The organism is Clostridium sp. J1101437_171009_A5, from assembly GCF_015547905.1.
GTDB lineage: Bacteria > Bacillota > Clostridia > Oscillospirales > Oscillospiraceae > Pseudoflavonifractor_A > Pseudoflavonifractor_A gallinarum.
Genome location: NZ_JADMVY010000003.1, coordinates 73658 through 90329 on the forward strand (window position 1 = coordinate 73658; position 16672 = coordinate 90329).

The following is a 16672-nucleotide window of genomic DNA, read 5'->3' on the forward strand; positions in this document are numbered from 1 at the left end:
GTCGGGAGAGAGCAGCTTAAAACACCACCAGGCTCACCAAGTACCTCATAGGCAACCGCCATTGCCTTTGGCCCACCGCACTTTTGCAATTGCAGCGACTTGAGCCCAGCCCGTTGGGGCGTACTTGGAGGGGGTGCCGGGGGATACCTCCCCCGGCCCGTTCTTTCCCACCGCTTTCTTACGGAAAAGAAAGCGGTGCCCCCGCCGGGCAGGCGGTTCCCTCCAAATAGGCGTGCTCTATACCAGCCCCGGAAACTAAAAAGAGAGCCGCCCATCAGGGCGGCTCCCAATCTTCTTATTCCTCGTCCAGCTTGAGCACAGCCATAAAGGCCTCGGTGGGCAGCTGCACCGACCCCAGAGAGCGCATCTTCTTCTTGCCCTCTTTCTGCTTTTCCAGCAGCTTTTTCTTTCGGGTGATGTCGCCGCCGTAGCACTTGGCCAGCACGTCCTTGCGCATGGCCCGGACGGTCTCACGGGCGATGACCTTGCCGCCGATGGCGGCCTGGACCGGCACCTCAAAGAGCTGACGGGGGATGTTGTCCTTGAGCTTCTCGCAGATGCGGCGGGCCCGCTTGTAGGCCTTCTCCTTATGCGCGATGAAGGAGAGGGCGTCCACCTGCTCGCCGTTAAGAAGCATATCCACCTTGACCAGCTCGCTGGGCCGGTAGCCCTCTACCTCATAGTCCAGAGAGGCATAGCCCTTGGTGTTGGCCTTCAGGGCGTCAAAGAAATCATAGATGATCTCATTGAGGGGCATGGAGTAGTGGAGCTCCACCAGATTGGTGTCCAGATACTGCATGTCCTTGAACTCCGCCCGGCGCTCCTGGCACATGGGCATGATATTTCCCACGTAGTCGGGGGGCGCGATGATGGAAACCTTGGCAAAGGGCTCCCGCGCCTCCTCAATGTGGGCGGGGTCCGGGTAGTTGTGGGGATTGTCCACCTGTACCACGGTGCCGTCGGTCTTGGTGATCTCATAGATGACCGAGGGCAGAGTGGTCACCAGATCCAGGTCGAACTCCCGCTCCAGCCGCTCCTGGATGATCTCCATATGGAGCATGCCCAAAAAGCCGCAGCGGAAGCCGAAGCCCAGGGCGGCGGAGGATTCCGGCTCAAAGGAGAGGGATGCGTCGTTGAGCTGGAGCTTTTCCAGCGCGTCCCGCAGATCGGGGTACTTGGAGCCGTCCTCGGTATACACGCCGCAGTACACCATGGCCTGGGCGGGCCGGTATCCGGGCAGGGGCTCGGCGGCGGGATGTTCCACGCCGGTGATGGTGTCGCCCACCCGGGTGTCCTTCACGTTCTTGATGGAGGCGGTGAAATAGCCCACTTCGCCGGCCGACAGGCTGTCGGTGGGCTCCAGCCCCAGGGGACGCAGGTAGCCGCACTCGATGACCTCGTAGGAGGCACCAGAGGCCATCATCTTGACCTTCATCCCGGTGCGGATGGTGCCCTCCATGACCCGGAAATAGACGATGACTCCCCGATAGGCGTCATACTGGCTGTCAAAGATCAGGGCCTTGAGGGGGGCATCCGGATCGCCCTGGGGGGCGGGGATGTTGTGGACGATGTCCTCCAGCACCGCGTCGATGTTGAGTCCCACCTTGGCCGAGATCTCGGGTGCGTCCATGGCGGGCAGGCCGATGACGTCCTCGATCTCGTGCTTGACCTTCTGGGGGTCGGCGGCGGGCAGATCGATCTTGTTCACCACCGGGCGGATCTCCAGGTCGTGCTCCAGGGCCAGATAGGTGTTGGCCAGGGTCTGGGCCTCGATGCCCTGGGCGGCGTCCACCACCAGGATGGCGCCCTCACAGGCCGCCAGCGAGCGGGAGACCTCATAGTTGAAGTCCACGTGGCCGGGGGTATCGATGAGATTGAGCTCATACTCCTCCCCGTCCTGGGCCTTGTAATTGAGCTTGACCGCCCGGGCCTTGATGGTGATGCCACGCTCCCGCTCCAGATCCATGTTGTCCAGCAGCTGGCTCTCCATCTCCCGCTGGGAGACGGCGTCACACTTCTCGATGAGCCGGTCGGAGAGGGTGGATTTCCCGTGGTCGATATGGGCGATGATACTGAAATTGCGGATCTTGCTCTGGTCGCGCATATACAGAAACCTCCGTCTAAATGTCCGCGCGGTGCCTGTGGGCTCCGGCGGCGTGTATCCCGCCACGGCCGGATGTTCCGCCGTTTTGGAGAGAAAACACCGGCCTTCCGGACACGTTCCGGAGGCCGATGCGGTATTTTATGACCCTTATTTTATCGTTTTCCGCTCCTGGACGCAAGCGGTAATCCGCCCGCCCGTATTGTGGATGATCTGGAGCAGAGACTGGTAGGTGCCCGGATAGTTCTCCATCAGGGCGTCGTGGTTCATGCTGGGGAACTCGCCCTTCTCCCTGCGGTGCTCCTCCAGGGACTCCACATAGGCACACTGGGCGTAGATGAGATCGCTCTGGGCCACGCCCGCGGTAAAGGACAGCGGAGGCACGGCAAAAAAGTCCTCATTCTGGGTGCCGGGGGCCCGGTAGAGATGGCGGAAGAGGGTATAAATGGCGGTGGAGAGATACTCCGCCGCGGCCTTGACCGCCCCCTTGCAGCCCGTCTTACCCAGCAGATCAAAGAGGACGCTGATGGAGTTGACCAGCAGCTTCTTGTTCAGGGTGGCCACGATGCTCCCGTGGAGCACATTGTCCTTCTCGGTAGAATAGTCATACAGCTCGTCGGGCGAGACGATGGTGGCACCGTTTTTGGTCAGGGTGCGGCCCAGCAGAAAATCCGCCGACACGTTGTAGTAGTCACAGGCCCGCGTCACAAAGGCAAGTCCCGGCTCCCGCACGCCGTTCTCATAGTGGGACAGCAGGGCCTGGCTGATCCCCAGATCCTTGGCCGCGGCGCGCTGGGAGATCCCCTTCTCCTGACGCAGCAGGGAAAGGCAGCGGGAAAAATCCGAATGCATAGTCGATACCCCTCTCAAAATCGCAAAAAAGTAACCAAAAAAGAGGATCTTCCACTCCTGCACAGCAGGTTTTACCGGAGAAATCCAAAAAACAGCGTGTATAGTATAGCGTAGTAAATACAAAAAGTAAAGGGGTATTTTCTTGGATTTTTTCGTTTTTGTCCATTGTGAAGATTCCTGAAAATGGTGTATAATAGGTAACACCATATTTAAACCCCTATGAACCAACTTTATGGAGGCGTTACGACAATGTTTGGCAAGCTAATCGCAAAGCTGAAAGCAAACCCCAAGAAGATCGTCTTTACCGAGGGTACCGATCCCCGCATCCTGGAGGCCAGCGCCCGTCTGCTGGCCGGTACCTGGCTGACCCCCGTGCTGGTGGGCAACCCCGATGAGGTCCGCGCCGCCGCCGAGGAGGCCGGCTTCAACATCCGCGGCGCCGAGATCGTGGATCCCGAGACCTATCCCCGCATGGAGGAGATGGTCCAGAAGATGGTGGAGCTGCGCAAGGGCAAGATGACCGAGGAGCAGGTCCGCGGCTACCTGAAGAAGGGCAACTACTTCGGCACCATGCTGGTGAAGATGGGCGAGGCCGACGCTCTGCTGGGCGGCGCCACCTACTCCACCGCCGACACCGTGCGTCCCGCCCTGCAGCTCATCAAGACCAAGCCGGGCAACAAGATCGTCTCCTCCTGCTTCATCATGGTCCGTCCCTCCGCTACCGGCGGCAACGAGGTCCTGGTGATGGGCGACTGCGCCATCAACATCAAGCCCACCGAGGATGATCTGGTGGAGATCGCCCTGGAGGCCGCTCAGTGCGGCAAGATCTTCGGCGTGGATCCTCAGGTCGCCATGCTGTCCTACTCCACCCTGGGCTCCGGCGCCGGCGAGGACGTGGACAAGGTCCGCAACGCCACCGCCAAGATCCGCGCTGCCGCTCCCGATCTGCCCGTGGAAGGCGAGATCCAGTTCGATGCCGCCGTGTCCCCCAACGTGGCCCGCACCAAGTGCAAGGACTCCAAGGTGGCCGGTCACGCCAACACCTTCATCTTCCCCGACATCAACGCCGGCAACATCGGCTACAAGATTGCTCAGCGTCTGGGCAGCTTCGACGCCTACGGCCCCATCCTGCTGGGCCTGAACGCCCCCATCAACGACCTCTCCCGCGGCTGCAACGCCCAGGAGGTCTACTCCATGGCCATCATCACCGCCGCTCTGGCCGACTAATTTTTACCCCTTGGGAGCACTCCGTTTGGAGTGCTCCCTTTTTGTCTTTTTCAATGGAACATTAGTTTTACACTTTTCCCCCAAGTTTTCCACATGCAAATGTGGAAAACTTTCTTTTCTTTTGGGAAGGGCTGTGCTATAACCATATCAAATACCATTTTTCTCACAGGAGGTCCCCCCATGAACCAGACGCCCCTCTGCGATGCCCTGCGCCGCTTTGCCGAACAGCGCCCCCTGCGAATGCACATGCCCGGCCACAAGGGCCACTTTCTCCCCCTGCCGGAGCTCTCCCCCGCCGCGGCTCTGGATGTGACCGAGCTCCCCCCCACCGGCAACCTCTTTGAGTCCGGCGGTCCCATCGAGGCCGCCGAGGCCCTCTGGGCCCGCACCTTTGGCAGCGCCCACTGTCTCTTCCTCACCGGCGGCTCCACCCAGGGCGTCCTCTCCGCCTTTACTCTGGCATGCCGCCCGGGGGACCAGGTCCTGGTGGACCGGGGCTGTCACCGCTCGGCCTTCAACGCCATGGCCCTGCTGGATCTCCACCCCCACTACCTCTTCCGCCCCTGGCTCCGGGAGGGCGAGGTCACCGGCCCCATCTCCCCCCGAGACCTGGAGGAGGCCCTGGAGGCCCACCCCGCTGTCCGGGCCGTGTGCGTCACCTCCCCCACCTACTACGGGGTGTGCTCCGATCTGCCCGCCCTGGCCCAGGTCTGCCATGCCCACGGTGCGCTGCTCCTGGTAGACGGGGCCCACGGAGCCCATCTGCCCTTTCTGGAGGACCGGAGCCTGGCCGCGGCCGACGTGGCGGTGGTCTCGGCCCATAAGACCCTGCCCGCCCCCGGGCAGTCCGCCCTCCTCTTCTCCTCCCGCTTCTCCCTGGACGAGCTGCGCCGGGCGGCCTCCCTCTACGGCAGCTCCTCTCCCTCCTACCCCATGATGGCCGCCCTGGATGCCGCCCGGGCCTGGATGGAGGAGGAGGGCCGCACCGCTCTCCGGCGCACCGCCGAGCAGGTGGCCCGCCTGCGCCGCCGCTTCCCCGCCCTCACCCCGGAGCAGGCCCCCTTGGACCCCACCCGGCTGGTCCTCCGCTGCGCCAACGGCTTTGCCGCCGAGAAGGCCCTGCAAGACCTGGGAGTCTACCCCGAGATGGCCGATGCCCGCCATGTGGTCTTCATCTGTACCGCCGCCGACACGGAGGCGGATTTTGCCCGGCTGGAGGAGGCCCTCTCCGCCGTGTGGGCCCATCAGCCTCCCCTCTCCGAACTCCCGCCCCTGCCCCCGGCCCCGGCGCCCGAGCAGGCCCTCTCCCCCCGGCAGGCCCGCTTCTCCTCCACCCGGTCCCTTCCGGTCGGCGCGGCCCTGGATGAGATCGCCGCCTCCCAGGTGGCACCCTATCCCCCGGGCGTCCCCGTTCTTGCCCCGGGAGAGCGTGTAACGAAAAAAACTATCGCATATTTATCGCAAATAGGTTATAATATGGAGAAAGACATGGAAGTGGTTCTCCCCTGACGGTGTGTGGCCCGGGGCCCCCTGTCTTTTATTCCGAGGAGGGATTACTTATGAAACTGATCCTTGCAATCATCAACCATGACGACGCCAATGCGGTCACCCAGTCTCTGACCAAGCACGGGTTCTCTTCCACCAAGCTGGCCACCACCGGCGGCTTCCTGATGGCAGGCAACGTGACCATCCTGGTGGGCGTGGACGAGGAGAAGGTCCAGTCCGTCATTGACATCATCAAGGAGCAGTCCCATAGCCGCAAGCAGATGATCCCCACCACCTCTGAGATGAGCTACGGCTACTATCCCAGCATGCCGGTGGAGGTCGTGGTGGGCGGCGCCACCATCTTCGTGGTGGACATCGAGCGGTTCGAGCGCGTGTAAGGATGGATCTCCACGCGCTGGCGGGCAACGGTCCCCTCAAGCGGCAGCTGGACCTCCAGACTGCCCGGCGGGGCCTCTCCCACGCCTACATTCTCAGCGGCCCGGCGGGCTCGGGCAAGCGCACCCTGGCCGCTCTGCTCTCGGCCGCGCTGGTGTGCTCCGGTCCCGCGGAGCAGGCCCCCTGCCTGCACTGCTCGGGCTGCCGCAAGGCCATGGGCGGCATCCATCCGGACATTGTGCGCGCCGGGGCGGAGGGCGACATCAACGTGGCCCAGATCCGCGCCCTGCGCGCCGACGCCTATATCCGGCCCAATGAGGCCGCACGCAAGGTCTATCTGCTGGAGCGCGCCCACACCATGAATCCCAGCGCCCAGAACGCCATGCTCAAGCTGCTGGAGGAGGGACCGCCCTACGCGGCTTTTCTGCTGCTCACCGAAAACGCGGCCGCTCTGCTCCCCACCGTGCGCTCCCGGTGTGAGACCCTGACCCTCTCCCCCGTCTCTCTGCCTGAGGCGGAGGCCTTTTTATATGCACGCTATCCCCAGCGCAGCCGGGAGGAGCTCTCGGCCGCCGCCCGGCGGTGTGAGGGCCTGCTGGGACGGGCTGTGGCCGAGCTGGAGGGAACGGCCGCCGTGGACTCCCGCCTGCGGGACACTGCCCTGCTGCTGGCCCAGCGTCTCTCCGCCGGGGACGAGCTGGCCCTGGCCGAGCTTTGCATTTCCCTGGAAAAGTGGGAACGGGACGATCTGGCCGCCCTCATGGGGGAGACTGTGCTCCTCCTGCGGGACGCGCTGGTCCAGCGTGCCGGGGCCGGACAGGAGGAAGACCCCCAGCGCCGCGCCGCCGCGGCCTCCCTGGCGTCTGCCCTCTCCCCCCGGGCTATGCTGGAGGCCATTCGGGTCCTGGAGGAGCTGCGCACCGCCTGCGGCTTTTACGTCGGCGCAGGTCATCTGGCCGGGTGGCTCTGCGCCCGCCTGGCCTCCATCCAAACGGCGCAAATTACCAGATAGATGAGGTTCCAAACTATGACGGAAATCATTGGCGTCCGCTTTAAGAGCGGGGGCAAACAATACTATTTCGATCCAAAGGGCACCCAGGTCCAGGCCGGACAGGGGGTCATCATCGAGACCTCCCGGGGCGTGGAATACGGCGAGTGCGTCCAGGCCAACACCATGGTGGAGGACTCCGCCGTGGTGCAGCCTCTGCGTCCCCTGGTCCGCATCGCCACCCCCAAGGATCTGGAGACTGTACGGCGCAACCATGAAAAGGAGGAGCGGGCCTTCCGCATCTGCCAGGAGAAGATTGCCGACCACGGGCTGGACATGAAGCTGGTGGACGTGGAATACAACTTTGACGGCAACAAGATCCTCTTTTTCTTCACCAGCGAGTGCCGGGTGGACTTCCGGGCCCTGGTAAAGGATCTGGCCAGCGTGTTCCACACCCGCATCGAGCTGCGCCAGATCGGCGTGCGGGACGAGGCCAAGATGCTGGGCGGTCTGGGCATCTGCGGGCGGCCCTTCTGCTGCTGCGGCTTCCTGGACGATTTTCAGCCCGTCTCCATCAAGATGGCCAAGACCCAGAGCCTCTCCCTCAATCCCACCAAGATCTCGGGCACCTGCGGCCGGCTCATGTGCTGCCTGAAGTACGAGCAGGACGCCTATGAGGACGCCGTCAAGCGCATGCCCAAGAACGAGTCCTTTGTGGAGACCCCCGACGGCGTGGGTACGGTCTCGCAGGTCAACCTCCTGCGGGAGACCGTGAAGGTCCGCCTGGATGACGAGCCGGAAAATCCCCGCTGCTATCACAACTGTGAGATCTGCGTGGTCCGCAACGGCAAGGGCAAGCGGCCCGAGGGCTATGTGGCCCCGCCCCCCGAGGAGTTGGCCAAGCTCCGCAAGGTGACCGCTCCCCCCGAGAGTGAGGAGGACCGTCTCTCCGCCGCCCTGGCCAATCTGACCCTGGCGGAGGAGCCCAAGCCCGCTGCCCCGGCTCCGGAAGAGGGCGCCGAAGGCGAGAAGCGTTCCCGCCGCCGCCGCTCCCGGAGCAAAAAGCCCGCACAGGCGGCCAAGCCCCAGGGCGAGGAGGCGCCTGCCAAGGAGTCCCGCGGGGACAAGCCCCGCACGGAGCGGCCCGCCCGGCCCCCCAAGCCAAAGAGTGAGCGGCCCGCACCGGCCAAGGAGGCCAAGGAGCACACCGAGTCCGCACCCACCCAGGAGGGCGGCGAGGGACAGGAGAGCACCAAGAAGCCCCGCCGCCGGTACCGCCGTCCCCGTGGAAACCGCCCCAAGGGTGAGGGCGGCGCCCCTAAAGCCGAATGATTCTTCCCGCTGCGCTCCGCCCTCCCGGTGGAGCGCAGCGTTTCTCTTAACTTCAACGAAGGAGGAACTCCCATGACGGAACAGGAAAAAATGGCCTCCGGCCTGCTCTACGACGCCACAGACCCCGCTCTCGAGGCACAGCGCAGCCGCTGTAAGGAGCTGTGCCACCAGGCAAACCAGATCCCCCCGCTCCAGCAGCAGGCCAGAAATGCCCTCCTGCGCACCATTCTGGGCCGCACCGGCACACACTTTACCATCGAACCCTCCTTCTGGTGTGACTACGGCTATCACATCACCCTGGGGGAGCACTTCTATGCCAACCACAATCTGGTCATTCTGGACTGCGCCCCGGTGACCTTTGGGGATAACGTGTTTATCGCCCCCAACTGCGGCTTCTATACCGCCGGACATCCCATGGACCCTGCCACCCGAAACGCCGGCCTGGAGTGGGCCAAGCCCATCACCGTGGGCGATAACGTGTGGATCGGCGGAGGAGTCACCGTGCTCCCCGGCGTCACCATCGGCAGCAACAGCGTCATCGGCGCTGGAAGCGTGGTGGTCCATGACATCCCGGAGGGCGTGGTGGCCGTGGGCAACCCCTGCCGCCCCATCAAACCGGTGGAAGGGTAAGATACCAAGAAAAAGAGAGAGGATCGTTTTTTATAACGATCCTCTCTCTTTTTCTTCACTTTGGAGAGCGCACCCTCCCGGCGGGGGCACCGCTTTCTTTTCCGTAAGAAAGCGGTGCCCCCGTCGAATAGGCGCGCCTCCTACCGGAACTTCCGGCTCTCGGCCACCGCCAGCTCATCGCAGCGGTTGTTGAAGGGATTCTCAGCGTGGCCCTTCACCCAGTGGAGATGGACCGTATGATAGTCGCACAGGTCCAGCAGCACCGCCCACAGGTCGGAATTGAGGGCGGGCTTCTTGTCGGACTTCACCCAGCCCCGGGCACGCCAGCCCTTGGCCCAGCCCTTTTCCAGGGCGTCCAGGACATATTTCGAGTCGGAATAGAGGTCCACCTCACAGGGCTCTTTCAGCGCCTGGAGGGCCGTGATGACTCCGGTGAGCTCCATGCGGTTGTTGGTGGTCTGGGCCTCACCGCCAGAGAGCTCCTTCCTGTGGGGGCCATACTGGAGGATGGCCCCCCACCCGCCCGGTCCGGGATTCCCGGAACAGGCCCCGTCCGTATAGATGGTCACTTGCTTCATGAAAACTCCTCTTACAGATCCCGGAGGACCTCCTGCCGCTTCTGCTCATACTCCTCCGGGGTGATGAGCCCCTCGTCCCGGAGGGACTGGAGCTTGCGCAGGCGCTCCTCCGCCTGCTCCGGCTGTTCCGGGGCGGGCGGAGCGGAAGGCTCCACGGGGGCGGCCTGAGGCGCGGCGGGCTTTGCAGCGGCCGGGGCAGTGGGCGCATTCCGTCCCACCCGGCGGCTCTTGATGAGGGCCCGGTAGAGGTCCACCAGGGCGATGGCACCGGCGGCCACCACCCACACCACGCCGAACATCCCCAGCTTAGGCACGCCGTAGATGGCGCCCAGTACGGCCAGCACCGCCATGATGAGCCCTTCCACCAGGGCCTGCTTGGCCCCCCGGCTCATGGTCTTTTTCTCACGCATATCCGATTACTCCTCCGTCTCCTGGGGAGCCGCCTCCGGAGTGCTCTCGCCCTCCTCACCGGCAGGCGGGAGGACGGTCTCCTCCTCCTCTTCCCGCTCGGTACGGGCGATGGAGATGACCTTCACGCCCTCGCTCAGATTCATGACCTTCACGCCCTGGGCGGTACGGGAATAGACGTTGATGCCCACGGCATGGGTACGGATGATGGTGCCGTCATCCGAGATGATGAGGATGTCGTCATTCTCGTTGACCACCTTCATGGCGGCGATGGGGCCGGTCTTATCGGTGACCTGATAGCCCTTCAGGCCGTAGCCGCCGCGGTTCTGGGGTCCGTCGGCGCGGATATACTCGTCCATCTCGGTGCGCTTGCCGAAGCCGTTCTCGGTGATCATGAGCACCTGGTGGTCCCGCTTGGCCCGGGCGGCCGCCACCACATAGTCTCCGTCCCGCAGCTTGATGCCGCGCACGCCGTAGGCGTCCCGGCCCATGCAGCGCACGTCGGTCTCCTTGAAGCAGATGGCCATACCCTCGTGGGTGACGATGAGCACGGCCTGCTCCCCGTCGGTCTCCCGCACGGCGATGAGCTCGTCCCCCTCGTCCAGGGTGATGCAGCGGATGCCCGCCTTGCGGGCGGTGTTGATGGAGGAGAGCTGGAGCCGCTTGACCGTGCCGTTGCGGGTCACCATGACCAGATAGCGGTCCTCCGGGAACTCCCGCAGGTGGATCATGGCGGTGACCTTCTCGTCGCTCTCCACGGGCAGGACATTGACGATGTTGGTGCCCTTGGCGGTGCGGCCCGCCTCCGGGATCTGATAGCCCTTCTTCCGGTGGACCCGGCCCTTATTGGTGAAGAAGAGGATGAAATCGTGGGTAGAGGCGGTGAACACGGTCTCTACCATGTCCTCCTCCTTGAGGGTCTGGGCCGAGATACCCTTGCCGCCCCGGCGCTGCGCCCGGTAGGTGGAGGCGGGCAGACGCTTGATGTAACCGGCGGAGGTGAGGGTGAAGACGCACTCCTCCTCCTCGATCAGGTCCTCGATGTCGATGTCGTCCTCCACGAAGCCGATCTCGGTCTTGCGCTCGTCGCCGTACTTGTTGCGGATCTCAGTGAGCTCCTCCTTGAGGACGCCCCGGAGCATCTGCTCGTTGGAGAGCAGGTCGTTGTAGTAGGCGATTTTCTTCATGAGCTCGGCGTACTCGGCCTCCAGCTTCTCCTTCTCCAGGCCCTGGAGCCGCTTGAGCTGCATGTCCAGGATGGCCTGGGCCTGGACCTCATCCAGGCCAAAGCGCTCCATCAGGCGCTCTTTGGCGTTGTCATAGCTCTCCCGGATGATGCGGATGACCTCGTCGATGTTGTCCTGGGCAATGAGCAGGCCCTTGAGGAGATGAGCCCGCTCCTCCGCCTTGCGGCGGTCAAAGATGGTGCGCCGGGTGATGACCTCCTCCTGGAAGGAAATGTACTCGTCCAGGATCTGGCGCAGGGTGAGGATCTTGGGCTGCTTCTGGTTGTTGACCAGAGCCAGCATGACGATGGCAAAGGTGGTCTGCATCTGGGTCTGGGCAAAGAGCCGGTTGAGCACCACCTGGGGATTGGCATCCTTCTTGAGCTCGATGACGATGCGCATGCCCTTTTTGCCGTCCGACTCATCCCGCAGGCCGGAGATTCCCTCCAGGCGCTTGTCGTGGACCTGGTCGGCAATATTCTCCACCAGGCGGGATTTGTTCACCTGATAGGGCAGCTCGGTCACGATGATGCGGGTACGGTTGTTGCCGAACTCCTCCATCTCGGTGCGGGCGCGCACCCGGATGTGGCCCTTACCGGTGGCGTAGGCCGCCCGGATGCCGCTGCGGCCCATGATGATGCCCTTGGTGGGGAAGTCGGGGCCCTTGATGTGCTCCATGAGGTCGTCCAGCTCGGCCTCGGGGTTGTCCAGCACGCAGATGGTGGCGTCGATGACCTCCCGCAGGTTGTGGGGCGGGATGTTGGTGGTCATGCCCACGGCGATGCCGGAGGAGCCGTTCACCAGAAGGTTGGGGAAGCGGGAGGGGATGACACGGGGCTCCTTCAGGGACTCGTCAAAGTTGGGGTCCCAGTCCACGGTCTCCTTCTCGATGTCCCGCAGCATCTCGTTTGCGATCTTTGCCATGCGGGCCTCGGTGTAACGGTAGGCGGCCGGGGGATCGCCGTCCACCGAGCCGAAGTTTCCGTGGCCGTCCACCAGCGGATAGCGCATGGAGAAGTCCTGGGCCAGACGGACCAAGGCGTCATAGACGCTCTGGTCGCCGTGGGGGTGGTACTTACCCAGCACGTCGCCCACGCAGGTGGCCGACTTCTTGAATGCCTTGTCGCTGGTCAGGCCGCTCTCATACATAGAGTAGAGAATGCGCCGGTGGACGGGCTTGAGGCCGTCCCGCACGTCGGGCAGGGCCCGGCCCACGATGACCGACATGGCGTACTCGATGTACGCGTCCTGCATCTCATGCTCCAGATTGATCTCCACGATCTTCTGATCGGGAAAGGTGATATCTTTGGTCTGATAATCGTTATTGCTCGCCAAAAAGCTCAACTCCGTTCAAGAGATAGATGGTTCCGGCGGGGCTTTCCACTCCCCGCCGGGCTTGGCATCAGTAGTCCAGGTTCATGGCCTTGCTGGCATTGCGCTCGATATACTCCCGGCGGGGCTCCACCTTCTCGCCCATGAGGAGGGTGAAGATCTCGTCGGCCTTGACGGCGTCTGCCATAGTGATGCGCTTGAGGGTACGGGTCTGGGGGTTCATGGTGGTCTCCCACAGCTCATGGGGGTCCATCTCGCCCAGGCCCTTGAAGCGGCTGATCTCCACCTTCACGTTGGGATTGCCGCCCCGCATCTCGGCGGAGATGGCATCCCGCTCCTCATCGGAGAAGGCCACGCGGGTGGTCTTGCCCCGCACCAGCTTGTACAGGGGGGGCACAGCGGCATAGACATAGCCCTTGTCGATGAGGGGACGCATGAAGCGGAAGAAGAAGGTCAGCAGCAGCGTGCGGATGTGGGCGCCGTCCACGTCGGCATCGGCCATGATGACCACCTTGTGGTAGCGGAGCTTCTCAGCGTCAAAGTCCTCCCCGATGCCGGCGCCCAGGGCGGTGATGACGGGGGTGAGCTTGTCGTTTCCGTAGACCTTGTCGGCCCGGGCCTTCTCCACGTTGAGCATCTTGCCCCACAGGGGAAGGATGGCCTGGAAGCGGGAGTCCCGGCCCTGCTTGGCGCTGCCGCCGGCCGAGTCACCCTCGACGATGTAGATCTCAGTGAGAGAGGCGTCCCGCTCATAGCAGTCGGCCAGCTTGCCGGGGAGGGTGGCCCCGTCCAGAGCGTTCTTCCGGCGGATGTTCTCCCGGGCGCGGCGGGCCGCCTCCCGGGCCCGGTTGGCGGTCATGGCCTTCTCCAGGATGATCTTGCCCACGGCGGGGTTCTCCTCCAGGTACTCGGCCAGACGGTCCGAGACGATGGAGTCCACCAGGGTACGGATCTCGCTGTTGCCCAGCTTGGCCTTGGTCTGGCCCTCAAACTGGGCGTTGGTAAGCTTGACCGAGATGACGCAGGTGATGCCCTCGCGGCAGTCCTCGCCGGAGACCTTGTCGTCGTTTTTCAGGATGCCCTTCTGCAGACCGTAGTTGTTGAGCACCCGGGTCAGAGCAGTCTTGAAGCCGGTCTCGTGCATGCCGCCCTCGGGGGTGTGGACGTTGTTGGCGAAGGAGACGATGTTCTCGTTGTAGCCGTCGTTGTACTGGAAGGCCACCTCGGCCATGGCGTCGTCCTTCTGGCCGGCAATGTAGATCACATCGCCGTGGAGAGGGGTCTTGTTCCGGTTGATGTAGGTCACAAACTCCCGGATACCGCCGGCGTAGTGCATGGTGTCTTCCTGCTCCTGCCCGGGACGCTCGTCCGCGGTGCGGATGCGCACGCCGGCGTTGAGGAAGGCCTCCTCCCGCATGCGGGTGTGGAGGATATCGTAGTCGTACACCGTGTCCTCGAACATCTCGGGGTCGGGCTTGAAGGTGACCACTGTGCCGTGGCGGTCGGTCTCCCCCACTACGGTCATGTCCTGGGTCACATGGCCCCGGGAGAACTTCATCTCATAGATCTTGCCGTCCTTGTGGACCTGGACCTCCAGCCACTCGGACAGGGCGTTGACCACGCTGGCACCCACGCCGTGCAGGCCGCCCGAAACCTTGTAGCCGCCGCCGCCGAACTTGCCGCCGGCGTGCAGGATGGTGAACACCACCTCCAGGGCGGGCTTGCCGGTCTGGGGCTGGACATCCACGGGGATACCGCGGCCGTTGTCGGTGACGCGGATCACGTCCCCCTCCTGGATGGTGACCGAGATATCGTCACAGTAGCCGGCCAGGGCCTCGTCGATGGCGTTGTCCACGATCTCGTACACCAGATGGTGCAGGCCGGAGGAGGAGGTGGAGCCGATATACATGCCCGGGCGCTTGCGCACCGCCTCCAGACCCTCCAGGACCTGGATCTCGGAGCCGGTGTACTCGTGGTCCACCTGGGTCGAATTCAGTTCCAGTTCTTCAGACATAATGTAAAACCTCCAGTTTGGGATGGGAAATAACAAAACACGGGAAGCGCTTCCGGGAGAGCTCCCCGGAATCGCGCTTCCGGATAAAAGGGGCGCGCCGCCCCGTTGGGGGCAGAGCGGACCTCAGGTATCAAAGGTATTGCTCTCGGCCCGGCGCAGCAGTGTGGCCGGCGAGAGCTGGGAGATGTAGACGGTCCGCCTGCCGTCCCGCCCCACGCAAAGCACGAAGGACTTGGGCAGATCCTCGGACACGTTGACCACCCGTCCCTCCTTCTCGGCCCGGGTGAGGAAACTGCGGGTGCGGTGGGAGGCGGTGGTGTTGTCCAGATCAAAGATCCCCACCACGTCCCGGAAGGGGACCACCACGGACTGGCCCAGATGCAGATACACGGCGCTATTCCTCCTCTACAATTCGGGGACTCCAGCGGCGGCGGAAGATCCGCCAGCCCAGCGCCATGCCCAGCAGGACAAAGAGGGCGGGCACGCCGGGAAACAGAATGATCTGGGTCAGGGGGGAGACCTGCTGGCTCTGCCAGAGGCGCCAGCGCCCCGCCCCGATGGCCCAGGCGATCCCCAGCAGCCCAAGGGGCGGAAGGAGGCGCAAGAGCCGCAGCAGACGCCATCCCCGTCCTGTCTCCCGCATGGTGAGGCGGCAGACGGTATATTCCAGCGCCGCCCCCAGCAGCAGGGGCAGCAGCGTAAAGAGCACTAGGATCATATTGCGTTCCTCTCTCCCGGCGGGGGCTAGTCGGCCAGCGCGCCGGCGCGGATGTGGAAGGTCCTCCCCTCCCCCAGGCCGTCCAGAGCCTCCTCCTCACAGCAGGTGATGAAGACCTGTCCGCCCCGGATGCGCCGGAGCACGAAGTCCCGCCGGCGCTGGTCCAGCTCGGAGAGCACATCGTCCAGCAGCAGCACTGGCCACTCCCCCATGTCCTCCTGGTGGAGCTCCCGCTCGGCCAGCTTGAGGGAGAGGGCCGCGGTGCGGGTCTGCCCCTGGGAGGCAAACTGCTTGGCGCTGCGCCCGTCGATGGAGACCAGCAGGTCGTCCTTGTGGGGCCCGGAGAGACAGGTACGGCTCTCCAGCTCGGCCCGGCGGTGGCTCTCCTGGTGCTCCAGCAGTCTGGGATAGATCTCCCGGGTGGGGATCAGGGGATCCTCCACCGTCTTGACCGTCTCATAGGAGAGGGTCATCTTCTCCCGCTCCCCCGAGAATTCCGCGTGGATGGGGGCGGCAAACTGGGCCAGCTTGCGGATAAAATGGGCCCGGTAGTGGATCAGGATCGCCCCGCAGCGGGCCATGCGGTCATTGAACTCGGGCAGCAGGTCCAGGAGGGAGGGCTTCTCCTCCCAGTCCCGGAGGATGCGCCGCTTGTGCTCGTGGAGACGGTTATACTCGGCCAGGGCGGCGGCATACCGGGGGCGCAGCTGACAGAGGGACTGGTCCAGAAAACGCCTGCGCTCGGCGCTCCCGGCTCGGATGAGCATCAGGTCCTCCGGACAGAAGAGCACGGTGTGCAGCCGCTCGGACAGTTCCCCCGCCGTCTTGAGCCGCACGCCGTTGGAGGTCATCCGCCGGCGCCGGCCACGGGTCAGCTGTACCTCCACCTTGAAGTCCCGCCCCCGGCTCTCCAGCTGGGCGCAGATGCGGGCGGAGGGAACGTCGAAGCCGATGAGCTCCCCCTCGCTCCTGGCCCGGTGCGAGGGCGCCCCGGAGAGGTAGCGCACCGCCTCCAGCAGATTGGTCTTGCCCTGGGCGTTCTCCCCGTAGATCACGTTGACGCCCGGGGCGAAGTCGGCGGAAAAGGAGCGGTAATTGCGAAACCCCTCCAGCTCCAGGGTGCGGACCATCATCGCACGGTCAGCCGGTCGTTCCGCAGCTCCACGGTGTCACCGGGGCGCAGCTTCTTGCCCCGCATGGTGCAGACCTCGCCGTTGACCCGCACCAGGCTGTCCTGGATCAGGTTCTTGGCCTCTCCCCCGGTGGACACGGCCCCGGCAAACTTGAGAAAGGCCTCCAGTTTGATGAATTCAGTGGTAATGGCTACTTCCTTTTCTTGCATGTGTGCTTCCTTTCTCCTGCACGGGACTGCATAATTATGCGCC

15 protein-coding genes and 1 pseudogene are annotated in these 16672 nt (G+C 64.0%); 6 read left to right on the plus strand and 10 right to left on the minus strand.

Going from position 1 to position 16672, the window contains the following annotated elements; translation table 11 throughout:
• Positions 1–295: 295 nt before the first annotated feature.
• Entirely contained in the window at positions 296–2104 is a 1809-nt protein-coding gene (gene lepA / locus I2C21_RS05775) for a translation elongation factor 4 (RefSeq protein ID WP_195278775.1), read from the minus strand.
• Between the two features lie 147 nt (positions 2105–2251).
• On the minus strand, positions 2252–2953 hold the full coding sequence (locus I2C21_RS05780) for a helix-turn-helix domain-containing protein (RefSeq protein ID WP_101692578.1): 702 nt from the start codon (positions 2951–2953) through the stop codon (positions 2252–2254).
• Between the two features lie 249 nt (positions 2954–3202).
• On the opposite strand from I2C21_RS05780, the gene pta reads away from it, so the two are divergent.
• The 6 genes and pseudogenes from pta to I2C21_RS05810 all read left to right on the plus strand — a co-directional run bounded on the left by pta (position 3203) and on the right by I2C21_RS05810 (position 9011).
• Complete coding sequence (gene pta / locus I2C21_RS05785) at positions 3203–4180, plus strand: phosphate acetyltransferase (RefSeq protein ID WP_186963204.1); 978 nt, start codon at positions 3203–3205, stop codon at positions 4178–4180.
• Positions 4181–4360: 180 nt separating this feature from the next.
• Entirely contained in the window at positions 4361–5689 is a 1329-nt protein-coding gene (locus I2C21_RS05790; protein ID WP_195278776.1) for an aminotransferase class I/II-fold pyridoxal phosphate-dependent enzyme, read from the plus strand.
• Between the two features lie 50 nt (positions 5690–5739).
• A complete protein-coding gene (locus tag I2C21_RS05795; protein WP_101692575.1) occupies positions 5740–6063 on the plus strand; it encodes a cyclic-di-AMP receptor in 324 nt (107 codons plus the stop codon).
• 2 nt (positions 6064–6065) lie between these two features.
• Positions 6066–7073, plus strand: a complete 1008-nt coding sequence (locus I2C21_RS05800) for a DNA polymerase III subunit (RefSeq protein ID WP_186963202.1) — start codon at positions 6066–6068, stop codon at positions 7071–7073.
• Positions 7074–7088: 15 nt separating this feature from the next.
• A pseudogene (locus I2C21_RS17900) lies at positions 7089–7850 on the plus strand (PSP1 domain-containing protein); the annotation flags it as partial.
• Between the two features lie 603 nt (positions 7851–8453).
• Entirely contained in the window at positions 8454–9011 is a 558-nt protein-coding gene (locus I2C21_RS05810; RefSeq protein ID WP_101692573.1) for a sugar O-acetyltransferase, read from the plus strand.
• A 140-nt stretch (positions 9012–9151) separates the two neighbouring features.
• On the opposite strand, the gene rnhA is transcribed toward I2C21_RS05810, so the two are convergent.
• From rnhA to I2C21_RS05850, 8 genes are all read right to left on the minus strand, one after another.
• A complete protein-coding gene (rnhA, locus tag I2C21_RS05815) occupies positions 9152–9589 on the minus strand; it encodes a ribonuclease HI (protein WP_101692572.1) in 438 nt (145 codons plus the stop codon).
• Positions 9590–9600: 11 nt separating this feature from the next.
• Positions 9601–9999, minus strand: coding sequence for an SHOCT domain-containing protein (locus I2C21_RS05820; protein ID WP_193535687.1), 399 nt, complete (start codon positions 9997–9999; stop codon positions 9601–9603).
• A gap of 6 nt (positions 10000–10005) precedes the next feature.
• Positions 10006–12558, minus strand: coding sequence for a DNA gyrase subunit A (gene gyrA, locus I2C21_RS05825; protein ID WP_286167221.1), 2553 nt, complete (start codon positions 12556–12558; stop codon positions 10006–10008).
• Positions 12559–12625: 67 nt separating this feature from the next.
• Positions 12626–14569, minus strand: a complete 1944-nt coding sequence (gyrB, locus tag I2C21_RS05830) for a DNA topoisomerase (ATP-hydrolyzing) subunit B (RefSeq protein ID WP_101692570.1) — start codon at positions 14567–14569, stop codon at positions 12626–12628.
• 123 nt (positions 14570–14692) lie between these two features.
• Positions 14693–14959, minus strand: a complete 267-nt coding sequence (gene remB / locus I2C21_RS05835; RefSeq protein ID WP_101692569.1) for an extracellular matrix regulator RemB — start codon at positions 14957–14959, stop codon at positions 14693–14695.
• Between the two features lie 4 nt (positions 14960–14963).
• The gene (locus I2C21_RS05840; RefSeq protein WP_195278778.1) at positions 14964–15287 is read right to left on the minus strand and encodes a Tat pathway signal protein; all 324 of its coding nucleotides are present in this window, start codon (positions 15285–15287) and stop codon (positions 14964–14966) included.
• A gap of 26 nt (positions 15288–15313) precedes the next feature.
• Positions 15314–16420 (minus strand): DNA replication/repair protein RecF, encoded by a 1107-nt coding sequence (recF, locus tag I2C21_RS05845; RefSeq protein ID WP_101692567.1) that lies wholly within the window; start codon positions 16418–16420, stop codon positions 15314–15316.
• Positions 16417–16629, minus strand: a complete 213-nt coding sequence (locus I2C21_RS05850; protein WP_101692566.1) for an RNA-binding S4 domain-containing protein — start codon at positions 16627–16629, stop codon at positions 16417–16419. The genes recF and I2C21_RS05850 overlap by 4 nt, the downstream gene beginning before the upstream one ends.
• Between the last annotated feature and the right edge of the window lie 43 nt (positions 16630–16672).